This is a genomic window from Pseudoalteromonas sp. KJ63-1 (assembly GCF_055808145.1).
Map to the genome: position 1 here is coordinate 2,013,634 of NZ_CM147855.1, position 24,012 is coordinate 2,037,645.

Here is a 24,012-nt window from a genome sequence, read left to right on the forward strand (position 1 = left end):
GAAAACTAAGTAGAGACACACATTATGATCAGTGCATTTGACATGTTTAGCATTGGTATTGGCCCTTCATCGTCACATACCGTCGGCCCAATGCGTGCATCACGCTTATTTGTTAATGACCTAGATGAGCAACAGCTATTAGCAAATGTGACCGATGTAAAAGTAGAGCTTTACGGCTCACTGGGGCAAACAGGTGTTGGTCATGGTTCGGGAAAAGCAGTGATCCTTGGCCTAGCCGGTTATGATCCTGAAACCATAGATGCCGATTTGGTGGACGACATTTTAGCAAAAATAGAAAGTGAGCAGGTTATTTACCTTAACCAAACTCATAAAGCTAAATTCCCTAAACAAGGCGCTATTGTTTTTCATCGCAGAAAAACACTCCCTAAACATTCCAACGCAATGGAAATTATTGCCTATAACAATGGCGAAAAAGTATATAGCAAAATTTACTACTCTATTGGTGGCGGGTTTATTGTTACAGATGAAGAGTTTGAAAAAGAGAAACAAGCTGCGTTAGATATACGTGAAGAAAACCCTGCCCCGTTCCCGTTTGGGTCGGCTAAAGAATTACTCGAAATGTGTAAAGAATCGGGTTATAGCGTATCAACGTTAATGATGAAAAACGAAAAAACCTTACGTAGTGAAGAAGCCATTAAAGACGAGCTATTTAATATTTGGCAAGTAATGAAGGCCTGTATTGAACGTGGTATGCGCACCGAAGGTATTTTACCCGGTGGGTTGAAAGTAAAACGCCGTGCACCAAGTTTATATTTAAAACTCAATGTAGAGGTGAGTAACGATCCACTTCGCGCTATGGATTGGGTGGATTTATTCGCATTAGCAGTAAATGAAGAAAATGCAGCAGGCGGTCGTGTGGTTACTGCACCAACAAATGGTGCAGCTGGTATTCTACCAGCCGTATTAATGTACTATCATACTTTTATCAAAGAAGTTGATCGCGACATTGCTACTCGGTATTTATTAACCGCGGCCGCTATTGGTATTTTATACAAAAAAAATGCCTCTATCTCGGGTGCTGAAGTGGGTTGCCAAGGTGAAGTTGGTGTTGCCTGTTCAATGGCAGCTGGTGCGCTGACTGAAATTGTTGGTGGTAACGTGGTACACGTGGAAAATGCCGCTGAAATTGGCATGGAACATAACTTAGGGTTGACCTGTGACCCTGTGGGCGGCTTAGTGCAAGTACCCTGTATTGAACGAAATGCAATGGGCGCTATTAAAGCAATTAATGCCTCTCGCCTTGCTATTCGCGGCAGTGGAGAACAAAAAGTATCGCTTGATAAAGTAATTAAAACCATGCTCGATACCGGTAACGATATGAAAACAAAATACAAAGAAACCGCTCGCGGTGGATTAGCTGTTAACATTATCGAGTGTTGATATTATCGAGTGTTAATTAGAAAGCATAAAAAAGCCGCTTAGTTGCAAAACTAAGCGGCTTTTTCATTACTGTGTAGCTGTTATTTAACCGGTAATTCGATATCAGCAAATAATTTATCAACATCGTCTTGATTTCGCAGCAAACTTGCTCGCTCTACTCGCTCTTTGGTTAAATGCGGTGCAAAACGTTCGATAAAGTCATACATGTAGGTACGTAAAAAGCTGCCTTTTCTAAAACCAATTTTAGTCGTACTCGCTTCAAATAAATGGCTAGCATCAATGCACACTAAGTCGCTGTCGTTTACCTGATCAATTGCCATAGATGCGACCACACCGACACCTAACCCCAAGCGCACATACGTTTTAATAACATCGGCGTCGGTGGCGGTAAATACAATATGTGGCTCGAGCCCATAGGCGTTAAATGCTTTATCAAGCTCAGAACGACCAGTAAAACCAAATACATAAGTGATCAAAGGATACTGCGCTATATCTGCCACTGTTAAGTTATCGACTTTTTCCGCAAGGGGGTGATCTTTAGCAACCACAATACTGCGATTCCAGTGATAACAGGGCAACATTACTAAGTCTGAATACAAGTGCAGTGCTTCGGTAGCAATGGCAAAATCTGCATCACCGCGGGCAGCTGCATCCGATATTTGCTGCGGGGTACCTTGGTGCATATGCAATGACACTGCTGGGTATTTTTGGGTAAAGCCTTTAATTACGCTTGGTAACGCATAACGTGCTTGAGTGTGCGTAGTCGCAATATTAAGTTTACCTTGATCGGGCAGCGTGTGTTCATTAGCCACCGCTTTAATGCCCTCAACTTTTGAGAGTATTTCTCGCGATATATTAATGATTTCTTCGCCAGCACCTGTAACGTGAGTTAAATGTTTACCACTACGGCCAAAAATTTGTACACCTAGTTCATCTTCTAACATACGTACTTGCTTAGAAATACCAGGCTGGGAGGTAAATAAACTCTCAGCGGTAGCTGAAACATTTAATTTATGATTTTGAACTTCTACGATATATCTAAGTTGTTGTAATTTCATGGCTATGTAGTTTCGTTATAATTCACATTGACAGATTAAAGCGCACCCTATAATTAATAGGTAACTAACTATATAAAAGGCTGATTAAAGTTACACAATATAACAATTAATTTATTGAAATTTCAGGTTAACACAATAAGTAAAGTTGAGGTAGCAATGATTATCAGTAAACTAAACATAACATATTAAGATTTAAACGCTTTATATTGGTACTTTTTTTAGTTAATCAGCGCAAAGTTTCCCACCTTTTATATATTTAATGTAAGATTAGAGGATAAGGTTAAGAATTTGAGAATTATAACATGATCGTTTCCATTATAATTGTACTAATTGTTGCGCTTATCGTCATTGCACTGTGGGTTAGTGCTGTTCAACAACATAAAGAAAAACAAGAAGCTGAACGACGTAAAGAGCTAACAAAACAAAAAGCTATCATTGAAGAAACTGAAGAGGCGTTAATGAATAGCGCTAATATTCCACTCTCAGAGGCAACTCAGCGAATATTACAACGTCGTATTCATGATGCACTAAGTAATATGGTGTCTATTTCAAGCGGTGGTAGCGCCCTTAAAAACCGCTTAAAAGAAGCAAAAGAGCGACTGCAAAACCCGATTCAAGATGGCTCTGATGGTTTTGTATTACCAGGTAATGACAAACAACTGATATCACTGATACAAGGCATAAAAAAATTACGCACTATTATCCGTTCTGAGCACAACAAGGGTAAAGTTGAAAGCCAAGCGTTTATTGCAGAAGACAAACGCCTTGAAAAGCTACAACTAAGAATCAACATTGAAAGCCAAATAAAACGTGGTCTAGCAGCACAAACAGCCGGTATGATAGGCTCTGCTAGGCAGTACTTTGAAAAAGCATCGACGACGCTAAACAGTGTGTCATTTAATGATGATTACATTACTGCAAAAAGAGCTGAAGTTGAAGGTTATCTAGAAACAATAAGCAGTGAACTAAAGGCATCAAATGCTACATCATTGAAGAAAAAGAACGAACAAGAGCAAGATGATTTAGACGTATTGTTTGCACCGAAAAAGAAATGGTAATTCGTTACCCAATAAAAAAGCCCATACAATTGTATGGGCTTTTTTATAGCTGAAATTTAGTCACTATATAAATTTACGTACCCAGACTAAATCTAGCTATTTAACAGAAGCATTAAGATAAAAATGCAAACTTAATAATAAACAGTGCTGTTAAAATCCAAACACTAATACTTATTTGATCTTTTTTACCGCACAGGACTTTAACCGCTGTATAAGAAATAAAACCCAGTGCAATACCGTGTGCAATTGAGAAGGTCAATGGTGTCATTAATAATACGACACTCACTGGAATTGCGTCGGTCATATCATCCCAGTTTACAAACTTTAAGTTTTGTAGCATTAAAACAGATACATATAAGATTGCCCCTGCTGTTGCGTATGCGGGTACCATTTGTGCCAAAGGTGCAAAAAACATCATCAATAAAAAACAGCAACCTACAACCACAGCCGTTAAGCCCGTTCGACCACCCACTGATACCCCTGCTACAGACTCTATGTAAGACGTTGTTGTTGAAGTACCTAGCATTGCACCGGCAATGGTTGCAGTGCTGTCAGCGCTTAATGCGCGACCCAAGCGCGGCATATTGCCGTTTTTATCTGCTAGGCCCGCTTTTTGAGTAACCGCTACCAACGTGCCTGAGGTATCAAATAAATCAACAAATAGAAACGCAAAAATAACACTCAACATAGACAGTTCAAAAGCAGCACTAAAATCAAGTTGCATAAACGTCGGCATTATTGAAGGTGGCATTGCAACAACACCATGATATTCAACTAACCCCATCGACACTGCAATCGCGGTGACAAGCAAAATACTAATAAGCACGCCGCTTTTAAAGTCGCGATAAAGTAATGCTGCAATAACAAAAAAGCTAAAAATAGCTAATAGCGGACCCGGTGACGTTATATCGCCTAGCTGCACAAGTATTGCTGGGCTTGATACAATAATACCTGCACTTTTCAGCGCGATAAGTGCCAAGAATGCACCAATACCCGTTGCTATTGCTTGTTTGAGCACCAGCGGGATGGCATTTATTATCCACTCTCGCACCTTAAACAGGCTCAATATTAAAAATATACACCCTGACATAAACACCGCGCCCAGCGCTGCTTGCCAGCTATAGCCCATACCTAACACCACACCATAGGTAAAAAATGCATTTAATCCCATTCCCGGTGCCAATGCCAGTGGATAATTAGCCCACAAACCCATAATAAAACACCCTATTGCAGCGGCAATACAGGTGGCAACAAAGGCAGCACCTTGGTCCATACCTGCTTCTGCAAGCATAGCTGGGTTAACGAATACGATATAAACCATCGTAATAAATGTAGTCATACCGGCAATACATTCACGGCGAACCGAAGAATCATTTGCACGGATTTTGAATAAGGCTTCGAGCATAATAAACTTGTGGTTGTAAAAAGTGGCGAGATTTTAGCATAAAAATAACTTTTTACAGGACATTTTACCTTGCTATATACTAAACTAGCTAAGTGATTAAAATAACAAACGAAGTAGCATGATCAAAACGACACCAAGTGGCCAAGATTTAGAGCAACAATTAGACAACATTCTTTCTTTTGTAACGCAACCAAGCGATGCAAATCTCCCTGCGAGCTCTAAAAACACAGATCAAGACACATTAAATAAAGCCCTTTATTACCTTAAAAATGAACAAGGCGCCTTAGCTGCAAAATGGATGCGTTTAGCAGCAATGGCAGGAAACTATCGTGCACAGTTTTACTTAGGGCTGTTTTTTATTAAAGGACAAGGCGTACCACAAAGCGTATTTCATGGGGCTGCGTGGCTTAGCCTAGCTAGTAGCCAAGGGTATGATCCAGCAGTAGAAGCAATGAGCGATATACGTAAGCACATTAGTACTAAACGACTTAAAGACGCCCAATGTTATGCTGCCAGTTTATATGAACAAATTCATCAGTTACAATTTTCACATTTGATCCCTATAAGTCACGAAAAATAGTTTTACTACCTAGTAACTCATTCTATCTGTAAATTAATTAAGCGTTTATAAGTTAAATGCAACAACGCTTAATTTTTTAACTACTGTATATCCCCTGCATTTAAAGATTTATTTAGTTAGAAATTAAAAAGCTAACGCCAAAAGAATTTATCCCCTAAATTTATAATTTTTTTGTTATATATGAATTATTTATTTTTAAATAATTTAATTATCGTGCTCAACTGAATAACTGTACAAAAAATAGCAAAAAACACTTGCACCAAACAACTGTATAAACTACTGTATACGTGTACTGTATAAAAACCCAGTGAGTGAGACGATTATGTTACAGCCTATTACCGTAAGAACAGTTAAGAGCTACCAACAAGATGACCAATCAGATTGTGTTAACGTTGTGCAAATTGAAGATGAGATTTCAGCAACGTTTGAGTTATTAAAAGTATTACACCAATACAATAGCTTAAATGCATGGACACTTTTAATTGCGCCAGACCATGTACCTAGTAAAGCGTTACTTGATTCATGCTCAATTGATACCAGTAAATTACTAGTTATACGCCAAAAGCACTTAGTTAATTTAGAGTATGTTTTAAGCTCTGCACTTCATAATGGTAATTTTGCCGCGGTGATCACCTGGACTGACATAATAAATAATCAACAGCTGTCACAGTTATCATTAAACCTGAGCCATACACGCACTAAGCTATATTGCTTTAGCAAAAAAAGCGCCCAAGCTGAGATTTCACTAACGCAATAAGCTTGGTAAACTAGCGTTTTAATACACAGTACATTTATTATGACCTCTAACGCCCTACTATGTTTTTGTAGCAGTCAGCAACTATATGCTGATTGCTGTGAACCTTTTCATTTAAAAATCAAACAGCCGCAAACACCAGAGCAACTTATGCGAGCTCGCTATAGTGCTTATGCTGTTAAAAATGCAGCTTTTGTTCGTGATAGTTACGCAAAGGAAAAACAAGCTGAAAACTCACTATCAGAAATTAAAGACTTTGCAACTAGCTGCCGCTTTGTAAACTTAACCGTTTTAGATTCTGGCTTTGATGAAGATACTGGGTTTGTAAAGTTTAAAGCTCATTACTTTTATCAAGATCTATATTGCGAGTTAGCAGAGCATTCAAGGTTTATCAAAGAAGATGAACAGTGGCGATACCTTGATGGTGAGATTAAGCCGGTTGCCGATATTAAAGTAAAACGTAATGATACTTGCCCTTGCGGCAGTAATAAAAAGTATAAAAAGTGTCATAGTGTATAAATAACAGCCACAAAAAATGGGCCACTTGGCCCATTTTCAAAAACTACACTAAACGCAACTTAGCGTTTTATTCGTCATCACCTTCATCGAAGTCTTGACGCTGCGCAGGTCTTGCTAAAATCTCTAAGTAAAAAGAGGTTAAACCTTGCTTTTCTATTTCACTGATGTGATTGTTAATTTCAGCAACGTGAACAACTTGGGCTTCTTCAGCCGTGTTACCAAACTTACAATCGAATGCCCAGTAGTCGGCATCAACAGGTAAAGTTTTATTACGTTCTCTTTTCAAATATTTTTTCACTTCATGCTTTGCAGCATCAACCATACGAGGGTATTTGATTTTCTCATGATTCAGCGTGAATGTTTTCTTCATTACGTTCCTAATTACCTTGGTTTAATGATAATGGCATTTAATGTCATACCATTTGCGCCATTATAGCAATTGCATTTAAATTTTGGATGCTTTTTTTATATTAAATCTGTTATTAACATAAAGCACCTATAAAACCACTAATATAAACACGGTTTATTACAATCCAATGGCGCCTAAGAAATAGCATTTAATGAAATTCAATTAAGCACTAAACAAATGCAATGGCTGGTGGAGGGCATCATTTTGTAAATCATCATAAAATGCCACCGCATCCATTTGAGGGTTTGATAGCTCGGTGTTGGTATTTTGAATTCGTCGACGTACCGCTAATTCACAGTTATCAATTACGTTAAGTGGAATGTGGTTTTTATCATCACGAATATTAAATGGCTCAGGTTTTAAGCACTGAGTTAACTTTATCTCACTCATCCCTTCGGCGCTTCCCATTTTTGCTAAAAGCTCAGTGTTATTTTTGCCAATTAACATATTAAAACTCTCAGGCGCCAATGACTGCTTTGGGCCCGCACCTAATTGTTTACGCAAGGTCTCTTCATCAGCTTGATAACCACTTGCATCACTTTTAGGTAAGTGAAACTCACTAAAATCGAGCGCATCATGAGATAGCATTGCTAATAAAAGAGCAAATTCACCCCGACGGCTTTCATGCACACTTTTATTGAGTCGTGTTTTTAATTGACTCTCTGTGATTAACAAATCACCAATCTGCATAGACTTTAGCCTATTTAACTAATTAATAAGTATTTATCGGCTAAATTTGAATTTTCTTTAGCTTTTTTCTTTACTTAAATAAGAAGTTTGCTATTATCTGCCGCGTTGCATTGGAGGGGTTCCCGAGCGGCCAAAGGGATCAGACTGTAAATCTGACGGCTCAGCCTTCGCTGGTTCGAATCCAGCTCCCTCCACCACTTTTCTTAGGCTAAGTTAAGTGGGGCCAAATGCAATAAAAATTAGTGTGGAGGGGTTCCCGAGCGGCCAAAGGGATCAGACTGTAAATCTGACGGCTCAGCCTTCGCTGGTTCGAATCCAGCTCCCTCCACCACTTCTCTTTTTTACCTCGTTTATTTTCTTACTATTCAAACACCCATTGTAAACTCATACCATACTTATTTAACCAAGCGCTTGCTTTTTTGTGTTCTGAATAAAATAATCCTACACGATGCCAAAACTGTGCACTGTGATTTAAATACTTTAAATGCGCTAACTCATGCACAATTACATAGTCAATTATCCATGTAGGTGCGCCTGCAAGCTGTAAATTAAAGGTAAGCTCACGCCTACGGTTACAACTGCCCCAGCGACGCTTATACAATTGAATACGAATATTACTCGGCAGCTTTTCACTCATCAGCTTACAATAGTAATTTACTCGCATTTCAATATAACTTTCTAATTTCTCATGCAAAAACTGCTCTAGCAAACTTTGATACATTTGCGTTTGGTGCTTCACACGTGAAGAAAGACTCAGTAACAGTGTTTGGCTTTCATTGTGCTGCTGCCATTGAGTGCGTTCTGCGTTTTCAAATTGCACATTAACAGCTTCATTAAATAATTTAATGCTATGGGTTTTAAGTGGAAACTGTCGTGTATCGGCTTGAATTTGTTGCTTATGTAACTGAGCATCAATCCAGCCCTGTTTACTTAACAGCCATTCATTAATTTGTGTTTTCGTTACAAAATGAGGTGCATAAACTGTAAGCTCTTTTTGTGCGACTTTAATAGCCACAGTTTTTCGCCGACGGCTTCTTCTTAACGTATAATCTAACAATCTAAAGTGCCTATAAGTTATTATAAAATAAAACTTTCTCTATTAGCTTAATAAGTTAATTCGTAAGAGAAAAAACCAGTTAGTAGGTATCGTTTTAATATTGCTCGATACTAAATAGGCTAAACGATGGATCATAAATCTACCCTTGGCTATTTTAACTGTTGAAGTTTTACTAAAAAAGCCGCTAGCTCTCGAGTTGCGCTTTTATGACATTATAATCATGAGAAGTGATTTCATGGCTATTACCACTATTGTCTTTAAAATACATAGAAAAAGTCACGCCATGATCAGCCAATATGGTTTTCACTTGATGCTGCTTAAGATGCTTAAGCCACATAACAAATTGCTCCCCTGTCGCAGCAAAAGCGATTCCTTTACTTCGCCTATCGCCTTCAAATAAAGCTAATCGTGTAGTGGCATTTTCATCTTCGAGTGTCAAAGGGCCTTTTCCCTCTGCATTCCAAAATGCTAATTCCCTTACTACGCTAAAACCGAGCACCTTTTTATACCAATCAACAGCTTGGTTGAGGCTTTGAACATTTAAATGACAATGATCAATTCCCGAAAGTTTAGGTGTCATCGCGTTGTTCACCAATTTCAGATTTAAGCTGAGCTAAAAAGTCGTGCATGTACGCAGTGCGTCTTTGTGCTTCGGCTTTTGCAGAAGGAGTATTCATACTCTGGGCAATATGCAGTAATTTAATAAAAAAATGATCTAGGGTGTACTTTTTATCGTCTGCTTCTCGGTTTAAACAAAATGGATCATCTGGGTTGTATAATAATCGGCTAATAGAGCCGCCTACTTTCATACAGCGGCTTACGCCAATAGCACCCAAGGCATCCATTCTATCTGCATCTTGTACAATCTGTGCTTCCACCGTTTTAATAGCAATATTGGCGCTAAAACTATGTGCGGCAATGGCATGGTGAATATCATCAAATAGCGCTTCATCATAGCCAATAGACGCTAAATAGTTAATCGCTTTATCGGCTGCCATCGTTGATGCTTTTGCTCTGTCTGGGTGATTTTTTGCCACCGCAACACAATCATGCAACCAAGCTGCAGGCAATACAATGGCCATATCAGCTTGCTCTGCCATACATAACTGCACTGCAACACGTACTACCCGTTCAATATGGGTAATATCATGGGCTACATCGGCATGTACTAAGGATGTTATAAAGTCTCTGCATTGCTGATTAAGTTGCTGTAATGAGGGGCTAAGAGCTGAATTGTCCACCGAACTTCCAAAAATCTATTTAAACGAGTTAATAATGGCTACTTTACCGCGATTTATAAGCCCCTTGCAAAACATTCATTGTATGTTGCGCGAGCCTTGACTAAAATACAGCACTTATTTATTACTACAGAGAAGCCCTATGTCATCTGCCGTTTACCTGCAAGCTGGTCGCGATAAATCATTAAAAAGAAAACACCCTTGGTTATTTTCTAAAGCCATCAAAAAAATTAAAGGTAAACCTGGATTAGGTGACACGGTAACCATACACGACAGTGAAGGTAAGTTTTTGGCCACCGCAGCTTACAGTCCTCATTCACAAATACGTGCTCGTGTTTGGAGCTTTGACGAAAAAGAAGTGATTGATCAACATTTCTTTGAGCGCCGTCTTCGCCGTGCTTTAGAAGCTCGCAGCCATGCAATTGAAGAAGGTGGACTTACCGGCTTTAGATTATGTGCAGCAGAATCAGACTACTTACCCGGTATTACTATAGATAAGTTTGATAATGTTCTTGTGTGTCAATTACTAAGCGCAGGTGCAGAACGTCACAAAGGTGAAATTGTTGGCGCTTTAATGGCTATTTTCCCAGGCTCTACTATTTATGAGCGCTCAGATGTAGATGTTCGAACCAAAGAAGGGCTTGAGCCTATTAAGGGCGTGCTTTGGGGGAACGAACCTACTGAACCTGTCATAATTGAAGAAAATGGCTTAAAGATTGAAGTTGATATAATGGAAGGCCATAAAACTGGCTTTTATTTAGATCAACGAGATAGTCGTGCTGCACTGGAGCGTTTTTCAAAAGATAAAACCGTATTAAATTGCTTTAGTTATACAGGTACTTTTTCTCTTTATGCCCTGCGCGGTGGCTGTAAACATGTAACCAATGTTGATGTTTCACAACCAGCACTTGATACAGCAAAGCGCAATGTTGAGCATAACAACCTTGATTTAAATAAAGTCGACTTTGTAAAACAAGATGTCTTTAAATTATTACGCCAATACCGTGAAGACGGGGTGATGTTTGATACGATCGTCATGGACCCGCCTAAATTTGCCGATAACAAAGCGCAGTTAACTGGGGCGTGTCGCGGTTACAAGGACATCAATATGATTGCGATGCAAATTTTAAAGCCAGGTGGCACGCTACTAACATTCTCATGCTCTGGTTTAATGGAACAAAACTTGTTTCAAAAAGTAGTCGCAGATGCAGCCCTTGATGCAGGTAAGGATTTATTGATCATGGAGCGCTTAAATCAAGCAGCTGACCACCCTATTGCAGGCAGCTATCCTGAAGGCTTTTACCTTAAAGGGCTTATTTGTAAGGTTTACTAAAAACTAATTAAGTAGTTAGTTAAACTCTACAATTTCGAGCCCTGCGGTTATCGTGCCATCCTCTTCTGTGCTGGCACGTATTACCTTAACGGTGGCTTTTAACGGTGCAATGCTCGGATGTGTTGATGCAATATCAACCGATAAAATTGAGTTAAGCTCTAATAAATCATCGAGTTGTAATGAAAGACCCGTTGCACTTAAATCAAGGCAGGTGCCAGTATAACTAAGCCCAGCAACAGGCTCTATTGAGGTTAACTTCGCTGGCGTGTTAACCTGCATACGTCTATAGTTTCGCTTATCTTCGGTAAACATAATTCCCTCTACACAATATTATTAATTTTTTCTCGTAGTACGGCGATAGAAAAAGGTTTTACAACGTAAGCATCACACCCTGCGTCAAAGCCAGCTTGTTGTTCAAGCTCCGACTCAAGTCCAGATATCATCACCACCGGAATGTTTTTTGTCTCTGGCGTGTGCTTAAGTATGCGACAGGTATCATAACCATCGAGTCCTGGCATACACACATCGAGCAAAATAATATCGGGCGGATTAGCAATCGCAGATGCTAAACAACTTTTACCAGAATCAGCATAGCTCAAATCAAATGTTGATGCTAACCCTGCTTTGAGTATTTCAAAATTGAAATACTCATCATCAACCACTAACAACTGCCGCGCTTTGTGTTTTAGTAATGAGGACATAGCTATGTCATTTCCTTCTCAAGTCAGTCCCTCTGTTAACTTACTTAGCTTAATAGAGAATAAAGAGATTATTCAATTTCTTTTATCGCATTTAATACACGTTTTGCTGAAATCGGATAAGGTGTACCTAAGGTTTGTGCAAATAAGGATACGCGTAATTCTTGCTGCATCCAAAAAATAGCCTCAACATCTGTAGGCAATGGTATTCCTTTAGGTGTTTTATTTGTCAGTTTTTTATATTCTTGCGCTACTTTTTCAAGCTCTAGCACACATAATCTATCACGATTTGGGTCAACAGGTAGTTTTTCTAAGCGTTTTTGAATCGCTTTTAAGTAACGAATTAAATCGCCTAGTTTGTCTGCCCCATGCTGACTGACAAAGCCTTTAAAAATAAGTGACTCTAGCTGAGACTTAATATCCCCGTGAGCGGTGATCATAGTTAAATCTACACGCCCTTTCATTTTTTTATGTAGTGCATGCGCGATACTCAGTACTTGCTCAACCTGGGTAGCAATGGCCACAACGATATCGCCTAACTCGCCGCGAATATGCTCTTTAACCGTTTCAAATGCATCACTTGTGCGAATATCACCATATTTAACTAATAGGCTATCAACGCCTGATGCGATGCAGTCATCAATTAAATCGGCAATTTTACCAAAAGGATTAAAGTACAACCCTAATTTAGCTTTGTTTGGTAGGTTTTGCTGCAGGTATTTAATTGGTGATGGCACGTTTAACAGTACTAAACGACGTAAACCTTGCTGGTGCGCTAATTGCGCTTTTATTTCGTTATCGAATAGCTCTACTGCGGCCGTTGATTTTTTATCCACTAACGCTGGGTAAGCTTTAATTTCGTATTGACCTTGCTTTTTCACATAGGATGTTGGTAACTCACCAAAATCCCACTGGGTTAAATCGGTTTTTTCTATGCCTTTGTCGGCAACTTTAGATAAGGTGTCTGTCACTTTACCTTGAAGCTGCGCTTTTAGCTTAGCTAAATCGAGCCCACGGGCAAGAAGTTGATCATTTTCATCACGTACTTCAAACTGCAATCTTAAATGAGGAGCAAGGGTTGTTAAATCCCACGCCTCAGGGTCGACTCGCACGCCAGTCATGCGCAATAATCGATTACTTAGTGAGTCGATTAACGAGCCTTGTAGAGGCTCTATGGCCGCTAACACCGCGTCGGCATAATTAGGCGCAGGGACAAAGTTACGGCGAAGTGATTTTGGCAATGACTTAATTAACCCACAAATTAGCTCATGACGAAATGCCGGTATATGCCAATCAAAACCACTTTCTTGTACTTGGTTTAATAGCGCAACCGGTATTTGTACTGCAACGCCATCAACCGCTTGGCCAGGATCAAAATGATAAGTAAGCGGCAGCATTAAATTATCTTGTTGCCATGTATCTGGATAGTCAAATTCGGTAATGCTACTTGCACCATGCTGCATGAGCTCTTCACGCGTCATGTGCAGATAGTGTTTGTCTTGCTGCTTTTGTGTTTTATACCACTTAATAAACGCAGCACGATTATTAATGTCGTTCGGTATTTTTTTCTCGTAAAACTCAAATAAGGTTTGCTCATCAACTAAAATATCGCGCCTACGAGATTTATTCTCAAGCACTTGAATATCTTCAATTAATTCGCGGTTATATTGTAAAAACCCTTCATTGAGCCCCAGCTCTTGTTCAACCAGCGCTGTGCGAATAAACAACTCACGGCTCACTTTTGGGTCAATTTTGCTGTAAACACAGCGGCGCTTATTAACAATTAATAAGCCATACAAAGTTTGTTGCTCAAAGGCAATCACCGCACCGGGCTTTTTCTCCCAATGAGGCTCTGTGTAGCTGCGTTTTACTAAATGCTGAGCAAACGGCTCTACCCAGTTCACATCAATTTTGGCATTAATACGAGCATAGAGTTTACTGGTTTCCACCAACTCAGCCGACATCATCCATTTTGGACTCTTTTTAAATAATCCCGAGCCTGGGAAAATATGAAATTGGCTATTACGCGCACCTTTATATAGCTGCTTTTCGTCTTTAAAACCGATGTGACTGAGCATGCCACTTAAGAGTGCTTTGTGAATAAGCTCGCTGTCTGCAACATTAGTGGTGGCTTTCATTTTCATTTCATTGCACACAGTGCTGATTTGATAAACGATATCTTGCCATTCACGAATACGCATATAGGCTAAAAAGTCTTTTTGACATAGCTTTCTAAACTGGCTGTTGGTCAGCTCACTTTGCTGCTCTTCAAGGTAATTCCACAGGTTTAAAAAGGCGATAAAGTCAGAGTCTGGATCGTCAAAGCGACCATGTTTTTCATTTGCGGCTTGGCGTTTTTCTTGTGGTCGCTCGCGGGGATCTTGAATTGAGAGCGCAGCGACAATGACGATCACCTCACGCAATGCACCCAGTTTATGTGCAGTTAGCACCATTTTTGCTAAACGCGGGTCAACCGGCAAACGACTTAGCTCCCGCCCAGATTGTGTTAGGCTGGTTTTTTGATCACGCTTAGCCGCTTTTACTGCTTGTAATTCTTCAAGCAACGTTAAACCATCATTAATATTGCGGCTATCCGGGGCTTGCACAAAAGGAAATTGCGCCATATCGCCCAGTCCAAGGGCTAACATTTGCAAAATAACTGATGCTAAATTAGTACGTAATATTTCAGGATCAGTAAATTCAGGACGCGATAAAAAGTCATCTTCTGAATATAAACGAATACAAATACCCGCCTCAACACGGCCACACCGGCCCATTCGCTGATTAGCACTGGCTTGCGAAATAGGCTCTATAGGTAAACGTTGCACTTTTGTGCGATAACTATAACGACTAATTCGCGCAGTTCCAGGGTCAATAACATAACGAATACCAGGTACTGTTAGTGATGTTTCAGCGACGTTGGTAGAGAGTATAATATGACGGCGCGAATGCGGTGCAAAAATACGGTTTTGCTCAGCGTTCGATAGCCTTGAATACAAAGGTAATACATCAGTGTGTTTTAAATTACGCTTGCTTAGTGCATCAGCGGTATCGCGAATTTCTCGCTCACCATTTAAAAAGATTAGAATATCGCCAGGACCTTCGGCGCAAAGTTCATCTACCGCATCAAAAATCCCCTGAAGTTGGTCGCCTTCGGCTTCCATATCTTCTTTTTGAATATCACTAATTGGGTTATAGCGTACATCAACTGGAAACGTTCTTCCTGATACTTCAATAATAGGTGCATCATCAAAATGCTTAGAAAAGCGCTCAGGGTCGATTGTTGCTGAGGTGATAATAACTTTTAAATCGGGGCGTTTTGGGAGTAAATTTTTAAGATAACCTAAAATAAAGTCAATGTTTAAGCTACGTTCATGCGCTTCATCAATAATAATGGTGTCGTATTGATTTAAAAATCGGTCTTGTTGTATTTCAGCTAATAAAATACCGTCGGTCATCAGTTTGATGTAACTGTTATTAGATACCTGATCGCTAAAACGAATTTTAAAACCGACTTGCTGACCAAGCTCACATTGCATTTCTTCTGCAATACGGTTGGCAACGCTGCGTGCTGCTAAACGCCTTGGTTGGGTATGACCAATATAGCCCTCAACGCCTCGGCCTAGCTCTAAACACATCTTAGGTATTTGTGTGGTTTTACCTGAGCCGGTTTCACCTGCAATAATCACCACTTGATTATTAGCAATGGCCTCTTTAATGATGTCTTTTTTTTGACTAACAGGTAATAGCTCAGGATAAGTAACTTTAGGTAGCCCAGCTAAGCGCTGCTCTCGAAGCGTTTGACTACGACTAATATCAGCCGCAATTTTTTCAAGCGCACTGGTAAGCTTTGCCTCGTCGGTGATTTTTTTAACGCCATGAAGACGCTTTTTAAAACTGAATTGATCTTTTTTTAAGCACGTTTTTAGCTCGCCAAACAACTGACCTAGGTTTACCACCTGCATACCTTATAAAAATTAGTCAAAGAGCCCCGATTGTAGCAAATTAAATGGCTGGGGTTAATCCTGTAAAGAATATAACAATCAGCGGATTATTATATAAACCACCAGCCACTGACTCATAGCGATTATTCGTCGCTAAAAATACCTACATAAGTTGCTTGGGTATTCGATTTACTCGCACGATACATGCCTGAAGTATTAAACGGCAGGCTAATATTGCCTTTTGTATCAACAATAATAACACCGCCTGTGCCCCCTATCGGTTTAAGCACCTCATTTATTACTTCATTACCTGCTTCACCTATAGTTTTACCCTGGTATTTTACTCGCGCACAAATGTCACTGGCCACATTATAACGAATAAAATATTCGCCGTGCCCAGTTGCCGAAACCGCACATGAGGCATTTTCAGCAAAAGTGCCTGCGCCAATAACCGGCGCATCGCCAATACGACCAAAACGTTTTGCGGTCATTCCGCCGGTTGACGTGCCCGCCGCTAAATTACCTTGTTTATCCAGTGCCACCGCACCCACCGTGCCCACTTTATAATTAATCGGTAACGCCTTGTGCGCTGCCTGGTAATCTTTATTGGTGTTTTTGCTCGCCTCGAGTTTCTTTTTTGCTTTTAATAAAGCCTCATAACGATGCTTTGTATCAAATATATTGTTCTCTACTAGACTCACGCCTTGCTCTTTCGCAAACTCTTCTGCACCTTGACCACTTAGCATCACATGCACTGAGTTTTCCATCACTAATCGGGCAAGTTTAATTGGGCTTTCAATATGTTTAATACCCGACACAGCGCCTGCTTGACGATTGCGACCATCCATAATAGAGGCATCTAATTCGTGACTACCATCATAGGTGTATACCGCACCACGCCCGGCATTAAAATAAGGCGATTGCTCCAGTACTTCAATGGCAGTAGTCACTGCATCAAGGCTTTTTCCACCTTGTTCAAGTATTTTATACCCGGCCTCAACAGCTTCTGCTAGTTTATTGCGGTAAGCTTGCTCTTGTTCTGTCGTGAATTTACTTTTTTCAATCGTGCCTGCGCCGCCATGAATTGCGATGGCAAACGGCGTGTTTGTATTTGCACTTAATGCCTGCGTGCTCAACCCCATTAAACTTGTTGCAATGAGTCCTAATAATGATTTTTTCATTGTGTGTTCTTTTATAAATACAGGAGTAAAACCAATGTGAATGGTTATGAAGCGTTTTTCAAGTGAAGTGAGTTTAATGGCACAAAAAAAGCGCCCTAAGGCGCTTTTTTAATTCTGTTTAAAATTACGCTTGTTCAGCTTTTAAACGTGCTAAACGTGCTACTTGGTGCGTAGACGTTAAGAAAGAATAGATTGGTGCTAAATAACCGCGCTTACGAAGCTCAAGGAAGTCTGCATCGCTTAGCTCATTTAGTTTCTTCTCATCGATAAGGTAAATACCGTTGATGTCTTTTTTCTCGCCTTTAATATCAACTGTTAGCGTTTGTGCTACCAGTAGTTCTTTATCAGCAAGGAATTTAGTGAAGGCATCAGTTACTTGAGAAAACTCAATGAATGATACTAACGCTTCTTTGCGGCGCTTCAGGTAGTCAGTTTCCTCACCGTTTTCGAATAATGCATTGCCTTCATCGCCTACTAACGGGCTTGCTTCGTCAATTACAATACCAAATTGATCTTGCTCTGGGTGCTTTACTAAACCTAATGGGTAACGCGTTGTTGCCATAGGTGCAAATGCTGCTGTCCACTTGTCGCCATCAATAAATAAATTTTCGCCTGGCTCTAGACCAAACATAGCAACCGCTTGGAAAGTACCTGTTTCGTTATTTTTAACAAAAGACATTGGGAATTCATTAGCAATACGCGCAAACTCATGTGCAACCACTGGCACTAAGTGTTGAGTTTTCATAAATTCGATGTTGATGCCATTTTTAATTTTAGTATTGGCATGTTTTTCGTTGTGTAAAGGCTGTACTTGTTGCTCCGCCATGTTACTGCTCCGTTATTTTATAAATTTGATTTTTTACTGTTAGTAGCCTAAGGCTAATGGTTTTGGTGACAAAAAGGAAGTGAAAATTTTGTGTCATTTTGTACGTTATTAATTAACAAATAAAGAAGGTAATTATTTGTACAATATGTAGTGTAAAAAACACTCTGCTGAGTGTTGTTTTTTGTTTCATAATTATGGACTTTTGTTAGTATATTCAACAATATTGCGATTAATATCAGTTGAATTAAAATGGAACACTACGAGTTAAACCCCGATTTTAGGGTTGAAATAGTTCATCTTGAAACTGAAAACGAAGATGTGATCATCATCGATAATTTTCTAAAAAATATTGAACCTGTGGTTAATTTTGCTACTCATGTAGCGTATTTAGAGCCCGTTGGCAGCGATGGTACTTTATTTCCCGGTAAGCGTGATGTAATGCCTGAACCTTATTACCGTGCTTTTAGGCAGCTATTACTATCTCTTCAAGCACGAGGTGTTTTTAACCGCGAGCATAAAGCACTCTATGTTCATCGTTGCAAATTATCATTAGTTACCCAAAAAGCCTGTGAGCTTAAGTTATTACAACGTATACCTCATATAGATTCGACCGATGATAATACCTTTGCAGCAGTGCATTATATAGCTGGTAAAGAGTCTAACGGCACATCAATTTATCGCTATATTCCTGAAAACCTAATTAAAATAACGCCACGAAACCAACACCTTTTTAGCGATGTAATAGAACAAACCAAAAATAATGAATCAGAACATCAAGGGTATTTAAACAGTAATACCGCCTTATTCGAGCAAGTCATTAATATTAAAGCAAAGCAAAACCGCGTGGTGTTATATAAAAGCAATTTACTTCATTGTGCTAACTTAGATAATGACTATGAATTCACAGGCGATATAAAAAATGGCCGTTTATCAATCTCTTCTTTTTTAGAATTGACTAAAGTCTGTTGACCTTTGCGGATTAAAATTTGTTCAAACTAGGGGCGGTTTAATCGCGGCGCGAGGTTTGTAACCTAGTGGGCTCGATAACTGCTCCTGCGTTATTCTACTGGCTTACATCCATGTAAGAATAAGTAAAAACCGAGCAAAGCTTCCGCGTCCTGCTCACGCCCCTTACCTACATCCATGTAGGCAACAAAGAGTAAATCGCCCCTAGGCAGAACCCTTCGGGCAGCGCCTGTTTGGCATTGATGCTGCGTTATCGCCTATTTATGGGGAATAACACACCACATAGGCTCTGCCTTGTCTAAATACCAAACAGACTGCTGCAAATTTAAACTTGAAAGATCAACAGACCCTAGACAACAGCCCAATAATCCAAATGTTAGTTTTTAATGGCGCATCAATTTTAATTTTTTTGTAAGCCGAACTGATGTATTTTATTAATAAGCTCTCTGTGTTTTGGCAATTCTGCTAATAACTGTTTTATCCGTTTGTTTTTAAAAGTACATTGCTTATCAGCTAGAACTGTCACTTGCTCAGTCACAGCTTTTTTGCGAGGTAAAAAATTCATACCATAAAGCACGTAAAGATAATTTTCTAAATCAAATAAATCAAACTTACTGCTGAAGTCTTCTCGCAATGGCGCAAAGCTTTTCCATCGCGCTAAATTACTTGTAAGCTTACTTGAAACCCCTGACGCCTTGCGATTATCCTGCCAAAACAAAGAGTCACTTCTATCTGAAATACAATAATGCATTTTAATAAAATCAAAGGTACTTTCCCAGACATGCGCGACATGCTTATTAAAGTCAGGTGCTATATGCTCTATATCTGCCTTATACCGAGGAAAACGCTTTGATAATAAACCTGCTGAGAAATCGGTTATCAAAATAGCTGTCGCCTCAAGAGGCTCTACAAAACCCTGAGATAAACCAATAGCAACACAATTTTTATGCCAAAATAATTCTCTACGTCCTATCTTCATAGGAATTTTACGTGGCTGTAAATCGGTAAATTTATTACCAAGATAATGATGTAACTTTTTTACCGCTTGCTCTTCATCCATGTGTTTAGACGAATAAACAAAACCAACACCACGACGTTTGGTAAGTGCTATATCCCATATCCAGCCAGCTTGGTGCGCTGTGGCAATAGTATAAGGAGGGATTTCATCATCTAATGAGGTGGGTACTTGCAATGTAAGTGCTGTGTCTGTAAGTAATTCATCAGAGCGTTCTATAAAATCAACATTTAATTTTTCACCAATAATGGCAGCGCTAAATCCGGAACAATCAATAATAAAGTCATAAGCTAGATGTTTATTATTGCTATCTATTAAGTGACTAATAAAGCCATCATCGTCAATTGCAATATCTATAATGTCAGCATATAAATGCTTAATAGCAAACGCATCTTGGGCATGCTTCATTAAAAACGCAGCAAATTTTTTAGCATCAAAATGATAGGCGTAACCATTAATTCCGACATACTCTGGAGTAGATATTGTTTTTGGCGCATATTTTTCTTCACAGCAAATTTCTTGCTTAGACACCGCATTGGCATAACGGTTTTGTGATTCACCTGCTAGCCATTGTTGAGTCATTTCTTCACCAAATATATGTGGATGATCGAATAAATGATGATAGTAATTTTCACCATGCTTCGTTTTATCTAACCAATTTACAAATTTAATAGATTGCTTAAAGGTTACATCACACTCACGAATAAAATCAGTTTCACGAATACCAAACTTTTGAAGCGAGTTACGAATTGAAGGCACCGTTCCCTCTCCTACCCCAATGGTGGGAATTGTCGGAGACTCTATCAATGTAATTTCAGTATTTGTTTCTAATAATGAGTGACCTAAATGATTGGCTGCTAACCAACCGGCTGTCCCCCCACCAACAATTGCTATTTTTCTTATCATAGTTAAACCACTTTATTGATTAGCTCATAAAAAAGCCCAGTATTAACTGGGCTTTCATTTTGTCATCTAAACCGAGTTAGAAACGAAGAGCAATACCCACTCTATAGCGTGCTTCACCTTCAAAACTCCACGCTGGATAGCCATTACGAAGCTCAGGTTTAACTTCTGCATCACCTGTTGCTGTACCTACCTGAATACTATCTTCTTCTGTTATATTAACAGCTTCAAACGTTAGGTCTAAGTAGTCAGTTACAGCGTAGTTTGCAGTTAAATCAAGTGTACCGTAGTCTTGGTGTTCACGGTTACCGTAGAAATAAGGTGCTTCACGAACCATATACTCTGAACGCCAGTTATATGCTAAACGAACACTGTAGTTATCAGCTTCATAGTAACCTACCAAATTCACTGTATGTTCAGATGAATCTGAAAATAACTCGATACGGTCTGGGAAGTTTTCTGCAGGTGCTTCTGAGTCAACCCATGTATAATTTGCTTGATAACCAAAGCCACTATCAAAACCATCTTGGATTTGAAGTTCAATACCTTGAATTTCACCACCTGAGCCTGTGCCTTTGGTAGCCACTGTCCAGTTATCTACACCTGAATCAGGGTCAACGATCCCAATACTTTGATTAAGGATTTGATCAACTTTGGTAAATGATGAAATATTCTTAATAAAGTAAGTCGCACTTACCATGCCGTCGCCATCAAAGTAGTATTCAACACCTAAGTCTGACTGTGTTGCTTTAAATGGTTCAAGGCCGATATTGCCAGTAGAAATAACTTCATTTCCTACAGTGCCATCTTCGTAACCTGATAGTGATGATGCAGCAAACATGTCAGTGTAATTAGCACGCGAAATAACTTGCGCCGCAGAGAAACGTAAAATAACGTCTTCGGTTAAATCAAATGCAACATTTACACTTGGTAACACTTCATTATAATCTGCTTTCTCTGTGCTTAAACCATTGCCATAACTACCCGTAGCGTCTAGGGCATAGTAATCAGACTCCGCATCGGTTGACACATAGCGAATACCGAAGTTACCACGAATGCCCTCTGCTGAGAAATTAGCCATCGCGTACAAAGAAATATTTTCTTCTTGGATCGTACCGTAACCAGACTTGTATGCAATTGAGGTGTTATCGAAGCTTGTAATTGCTGCATAGCCATCACTGATCATTTGTCCTAAATTAGGCTCTGGTAACACGTAACCAGCACCTGATGTCACTGTACCCGAATAATATCGTGAGGCATCATAAGCTGAAATAGAGTCAACTAAGTTTGCCGTGTACGTTTCTTGTTTTACTTCATGATCAGCCCAACGAAAGCCTGTTTTAATTGATGTAATAGCACCAAAATCTACAGGGAAAGTAAAATCAAGCTGTGCATAGGTTTCTTCATCCGTATTTGGTTGCTTTTTGAGTGCCCAGCCCGCAGATGATAATTCACCTTGAAAGTCATCGGGTGTGAAAGATTTATTCGCAACATCAATTTTTATCACATCGCCAGTTGCATCATAGGTACCCGCGTAATCTGCAGCAGTACCTAACCAAAAACCATAGTTAGCTGTTAAATCTGTACCGCCATCTGATTGCGTGTTACCAATTCGGCCTTCAACCTCAAAACTTTCACCTACATACTTAAAGTCTAAATCAACAGTTTCTGACGTCATTGAACCCGCACGAGCCCAAGTTTGAGCCCAACCAGGGTTGGCACCGTTACCAGAACGACGATAAAAAGTACATGTACCATCTACATTTACTTGCTCACACGCTGCATCTTTGTCATCTGGAAACATAACAAATAACGATGTATTTGCATTATCTGCCGACAAATCTAGACTCATGATATTTAAACCAAATTCTAACTCATCACTGGGTCTGTATTGGAATGTTGCGTTAATAGCTGTACGCTCTCGCTCTTGTTGGAATGTTGAAGGAACAATGTCACCCCAGCCAACTAGCGATTCAATACCGTTACGCTGATAATTAGTTTCTGAGAATGCTGCTGACACAAGCGCACCAAAGGTTTCATCATCATTTTTCCAGCTATAAAGGCCAGAAATCTCTGGATCAATCTCTTCTGATATTGAACCGTAATCACCTTTAATGCTTGCAAATACTGTATTTGAATCTAAATCTAATGGTTTGCGCGTATTAACGATAACCGTACCACCAATGCCACCTTCAACAATATCTGCTTGTGATGATTTGTATACTTCGATACTACCAACCATCTCAGGCGGCAATAATGTATAGTTAAAACTACGATCAATGTTTTGTTGATCGTACCAGCCAGTTGAAGCCACAGAATGGCCATTTAGTAATGTACGAGTTAGTTGCGCTGATGCACCGCGGATAGATACTTGTTGACCTTGGCCAAATGCTCTATTTACAGCAACACCAGAAATACGACCTAATGCTTCGCCTACATCGCTGTCAGGAAACTTACCGACATCTTCAGATGATAACGCGTCTACCACAGAATCTGAAAAGCGCTTAGTATTTAATGATGCTTCTAAAGAGCCACGAATACCGCGTACTTCAATAACTTCAACATCATTTTGAACTTTAACTTCATCGGCTGCGAATGCAGCACCAGTAAACCCAGCTCCCACAACTAAGCCGATATTTACTGCTAATAAGCTTTTTTTAAAATTTTTAGCTAACACAGGATTCCCCTCGAATCATTTTATTGGTTTTGTTTATCATTTTGCCTAACCGCCATGACAGCGCTGTCATAGTAGTAACAAACCATACATGCTAAATTACAATTTTGCTACATTTTTCCGCTCTTTTTGTATGAAATTTAACTTAATTATTATTAAGCCATTGATTTTAAATTGATTAATTATTTCATAAAAAAGCAGAGTTCGCCCAAGAATTACTCTCTATACTAGGTATGTAAATAATGACGTGTTTATACTTAATGTATTTAAAATAAGAGAGATTGCGAATAGCAGATGAAATTA

The 24,012-nt window shown here is 39.4% G+C and carries 21 protein-coding genes and 2 tRNA genes; 9 read left to right on the forward strand and 14 right to left on the reverse strand.

What is annotated here, in order from left to right; translation table 11 throughout:
• The first annotated feature begins 24 nt into the window (after nucleotides 1–24).
• Nucleotides 25–1,401, forward strand: a complete 1,377-nt coding sequence (locus AC0L7Q_RS09505; RefSeq protein WP_413402430.1) for an L-serine ammonia-lyase — start codon at nucleotides 25–27, stop codon at nucleotides 1,399–1,401.
• Between the two features lie 80 nt (nucleotides 1,402–1,481).
• Here AC0L7Q_RS09505 and cysB read toward each other — a convergent pair whose 3' ends face one another.
• Nucleotides 1,482–2,459: an HTH-type transcriptional regulator CysB gene (cysB, locus tag AC0L7Q_RS09510; RefSeq protein ID WP_413402432.1), complete on the reverse strand. Its 978-nt coding sequence runs from the start codon at nucleotides 2,457–2,459 to the stop codon at nucleotides 1,482–1,484.
• A gap of 302 nt (nucleotides 2,460–2,761) precedes the next feature.
• Here cysB and AC0L7Q_RS09515 point away from each other — a divergent pair, with 302 nt between their 5' ends.
• Nucleotides 2,762–3,517, forward strand: coding sequence for a hypothetical protein (locus AC0L7Q_RS09515; RefSeq protein WP_409423373.1), 756 nt, complete (start codon nucleotides 2,762–2,764; stop codon nucleotides 3,515–3,517).
• 112 nt (nucleotides 3,518–3,629) lie between these two features.
• On the opposite strand, the gene AC0L7Q_RS09520 is transcribed toward AC0L7Q_RS09515, so the two are convergent.
• Nucleotides 3,630–4,922: an NCS2 family permease gene (locus AC0L7Q_RS09520; protein WP_413402434.1), complete on the reverse strand. Its 1,293-nt coding sequence runs from the start codon at nucleotides 4,920–4,922 to the stop codon at nucleotides 3,630–3,632.
• Between the two features lie 118 nt (nucleotides 4,923–5,040).
• Here AC0L7Q_RS09520 and AC0L7Q_RS09525 point away from each other — a divergent pair, with 118 nt between their 5' ends.
• The 3 genes from AC0L7Q_RS09525 (at nucleotide 5,041) to AC0L7Q_RS09535 (ending at nucleotide 6,775) form a co-directional block, all read left to right on the forward strand.
• Nucleotides 5,041–5,502 (forward strand): tetratricopeptide repeat protein, encoded by a 462-nt coding sequence (locus tag AC0L7Q_RS09525; protein ID WP_413402436.1) that lies wholly within the window; start codon nucleotides 5,041–5,043, stop codon nucleotides 5,500–5,502.
• Between the two features lie 322 nt (nucleotides 5,503–5,824).
• Nucleotides 5,825–6,259, forward strand: a complete 435-nt coding sequence (locus AC0L7Q_RS09530; RefSeq protein ID WP_008465889.1) for a SulA-like leucine-rich domain-containing protein — start codon at nucleotides 5,825–5,827, stop codon at nucleotides 6,257–6,259.
• Nucleotides 6,260–6,298: 39 nt separating this feature from the next.
• Nucleotides 6,299–6,775 (forward strand): YchJ family protein, encoded by a 477-nt coding sequence (locus tag AC0L7Q_RS09535; protein WP_409423376.1) that lies wholly within the window; start codon nucleotides 6,299–6,301, stop codon nucleotides 6,773–6,775.
• 67 nt (nucleotides 6,776–6,842) lie between these two features.
• On the opposite strand, the gene AC0L7Q_RS09540 is transcribed toward AC0L7Q_RS09535, so the two are convergent.
• Nucleotides 6,843–7,145 carry a DUF6172 family protein gene (locus tag AC0L7Q_RS09540; protein ID WP_054201143.1) on the reverse strand — a complete coding sequence of 101 codons (303 nt, stop codon included), beginning with the start codon at nucleotides 7,143–7,145 and terminating at the stop codon, nucleotides 6,843–6,845.
• 201 nt (nucleotides 7,146–7,346) lie between these two features.
• Nucleotides 7,347–7,874 carry a VC2046/SO_2500 family protein gene (locus AC0L7Q_RS09545; protein ID WP_413402439.1) on the reverse strand — a complete coding sequence of 176 codons (528 nt, stop codon included), beginning with the start codon at nucleotides 7,872–7,874 and terminating at the stop codon, nucleotides 7,347–7,349.
• Between the two features lie 112 nt (nucleotides 7,875–7,986).
• Between AC0L7Q_RS09545 and AC0L7Q_RS09550 the strand changes: the two genes are divergently transcribed.
• A tRNA-Tyr gene (locus AC0L7Q_RS09550) sits at nucleotides 7,987–8,071 on the forward strand.
• A 49-nt stretch (nucleotides 8,072–8,120) separates the two neighbouring features.
• Nucleotides 8,121–8,205 (forward strand) — tRNA-Tyr (locus tag AC0L7Q_RS09555).
• A gap of 30 nt (nucleotides 8,206–8,235) precedes the next feature.
• On the opposite strand, the gene AC0L7Q_RS09560 is transcribed toward AC0L7Q_RS09555, so the two are convergent.
• The 3 genes from AC0L7Q_RS09560 to AC0L7Q_RS09570 all read right to left on the reverse strand — a co-directional run bounded on the left by AC0L7Q_RS09560 (nucleotide 8,236) and on the right by AC0L7Q_RS09570 (nucleotide 10,172).
• On the reverse strand, nucleotides 8,236–8,931 hold the full coding sequence (locus AC0L7Q_RS09560) for a M48 family metallopeptidase (protein ID WP_409423379.1): 696 nt from the start codon (nucleotides 8,929–8,931) through the stop codon (nucleotides 8,236–8,238).
• Between the two features lie 184 nt (nucleotides 8,932–9,115).
• The gene (locus tag AC0L7Q_RS09565; protein WP_413402441.1) at nucleotides 9,116–9,511 is read right to left on the reverse strand and encodes a VOC family protein; all 396 of its coding nucleotides are present in this window, start codon (nucleotides 9,509–9,511) and stop codon (nucleotides 9,116–9,118) included.
• Nucleotides 9,501–10,172, reverse strand: a complete 672-nt coding sequence (locus AC0L7Q_RS09570) for an HD domain-containing protein (protein WP_413402443.1) — start codon at nucleotides 10,170–10,172, stop codon at nucleotides 9,501–9,503. The genes AC0L7Q_RS09565 and AC0L7Q_RS09570 overlap by 11 nt, the downstream gene beginning before the upstream one ends.
• A 139-nt stretch (nucleotides 10,173–10,311) precedes the next feature.
• Between AC0L7Q_RS09570 and AC0L7Q_RS09575 the strand changes: the two genes are divergently transcribed.
• Nucleotides 10,312–11,502 carry a class I SAM-dependent methyltransferase gene (locus AC0L7Q_RS09575; RefSeq protein WP_413402445.1) on the forward strand — a complete coding sequence of 397 codons (1,191 nt, stop codon included), beginning with the start codon at nucleotides 10,312–10,314 and terminating at the stop codon, nucleotides 11,500–11,502.
• Between the two features lie 15 nt (nucleotides 11,503–11,517).
• Here the strand turns inward: AC0L7Q_RS09575 and AC0L7Q_RS09580 are convergent, their stop codons facing one another.
• The 5 genes from AC0L7Q_RS09580 to AC0L7Q_RS09600 form a co-directional block, all read right to left on the reverse strand.
• Nucleotides 11,518–11,814: a PilZ domain-containing protein gene (locus tag AC0L7Q_RS09580; protein ID WP_010388503.1), complete on the reverse strand. Its 297-nt coding sequence runs from the start codon at nucleotides 11,812–11,814 to the stop codon at nucleotides 11,518–11,520.
• Between the two features lie 8 nt (nucleotides 11,815–11,822).
• On the reverse strand, nucleotides 11,823–12,203 hold the full coding sequence (locus AC0L7Q_RS09585) for a response regulator (protein WP_008113026.1): 381 nt from the start codon (nucleotides 12,201–12,203) through the stop codon (nucleotides 11,823–11,825).
• Between the two features lie 68 nt (nucleotides 12,204–12,271).
• Nucleotides 12,272–16,159: an ATP-dependent RNA helicase HrpA gene (hrpA, locus tag AC0L7Q_RS09590; RefSeq protein ID WP_413402448.1), complete on the reverse strand. Its 3,888-nt coding sequence runs from the start codon at nucleotides 16,157–16,159 to the stop codon at nucleotides 12,272–12,274.
• A 128-nt stretch (nucleotides 16,160–16,287) separates the two neighbouring features.
• Nucleotides 16,288–17,325 (reverse strand): isoaspartyl peptidase/L-asparaginase family protein, encoded by a 1,038-nt coding sequence (locus AC0L7Q_RS09595; protein WP_413402450.1) that lies wholly within the window; start codon nucleotides 17,323–17,325, stop codon nucleotides 16,288–16,290.
• 124 nt (nucleotides 17,326–17,449) lie between these two features.
• Nucleotides 17,450–18,151: a SapC family protein gene (locus tag AC0L7Q_RS09600; protein ID WP_413402452.1), complete on the reverse strand. Its 702-nt coding sequence runs from the start codon at nucleotides 18,149–18,151 to the stop codon at nucleotides 17,450–17,452.
• Between the two features lie 249 nt (nucleotides 18,152–18,400).
• On the opposite strand from AC0L7Q_RS09600, the gene AC0L7Q_RS09605 reads away from it, so the two are divergent.
• Nucleotides 18,401–19,120 (forward strand): DUF6445 family protein, encoded by a 720-nt coding sequence (locus AC0L7Q_RS09605; protein ID WP_409423387.1) that lies wholly within the window; start codon nucleotides 18,401–18,403, stop codon nucleotides 19,118–19,120.
• 397 nt (nucleotides 19,121–19,517) lie between these two features.
• Here AC0L7Q_RS09605 and AC0L7Q_RS09610 read toward each other — a convergent pair whose 3' ends face one another.
• Nucleotides 19,518–21,038, reverse strand: coding sequence for a tryptophan halogenase family protein (locus tag AC0L7Q_RS09610; RefSeq protein WP_409423388.1), 1,521 nt, complete (start codon nucleotides 21,036–21,038; stop codon nucleotides 19,518–19,520).
• 76 nt (nucleotides 21,039–21,114) lie between these two features.
• A complete protein-coding gene (locus AC0L7Q_RS09615; protein WP_409423389.1) occupies nucleotides 21,115–23,712 on the reverse strand; it encodes a TonB-dependent receptor in 2,598 nt (865 codons plus the stop codon).
• Nucleotides 23,713–24,012: the final 300 nt, after the last annotated feature.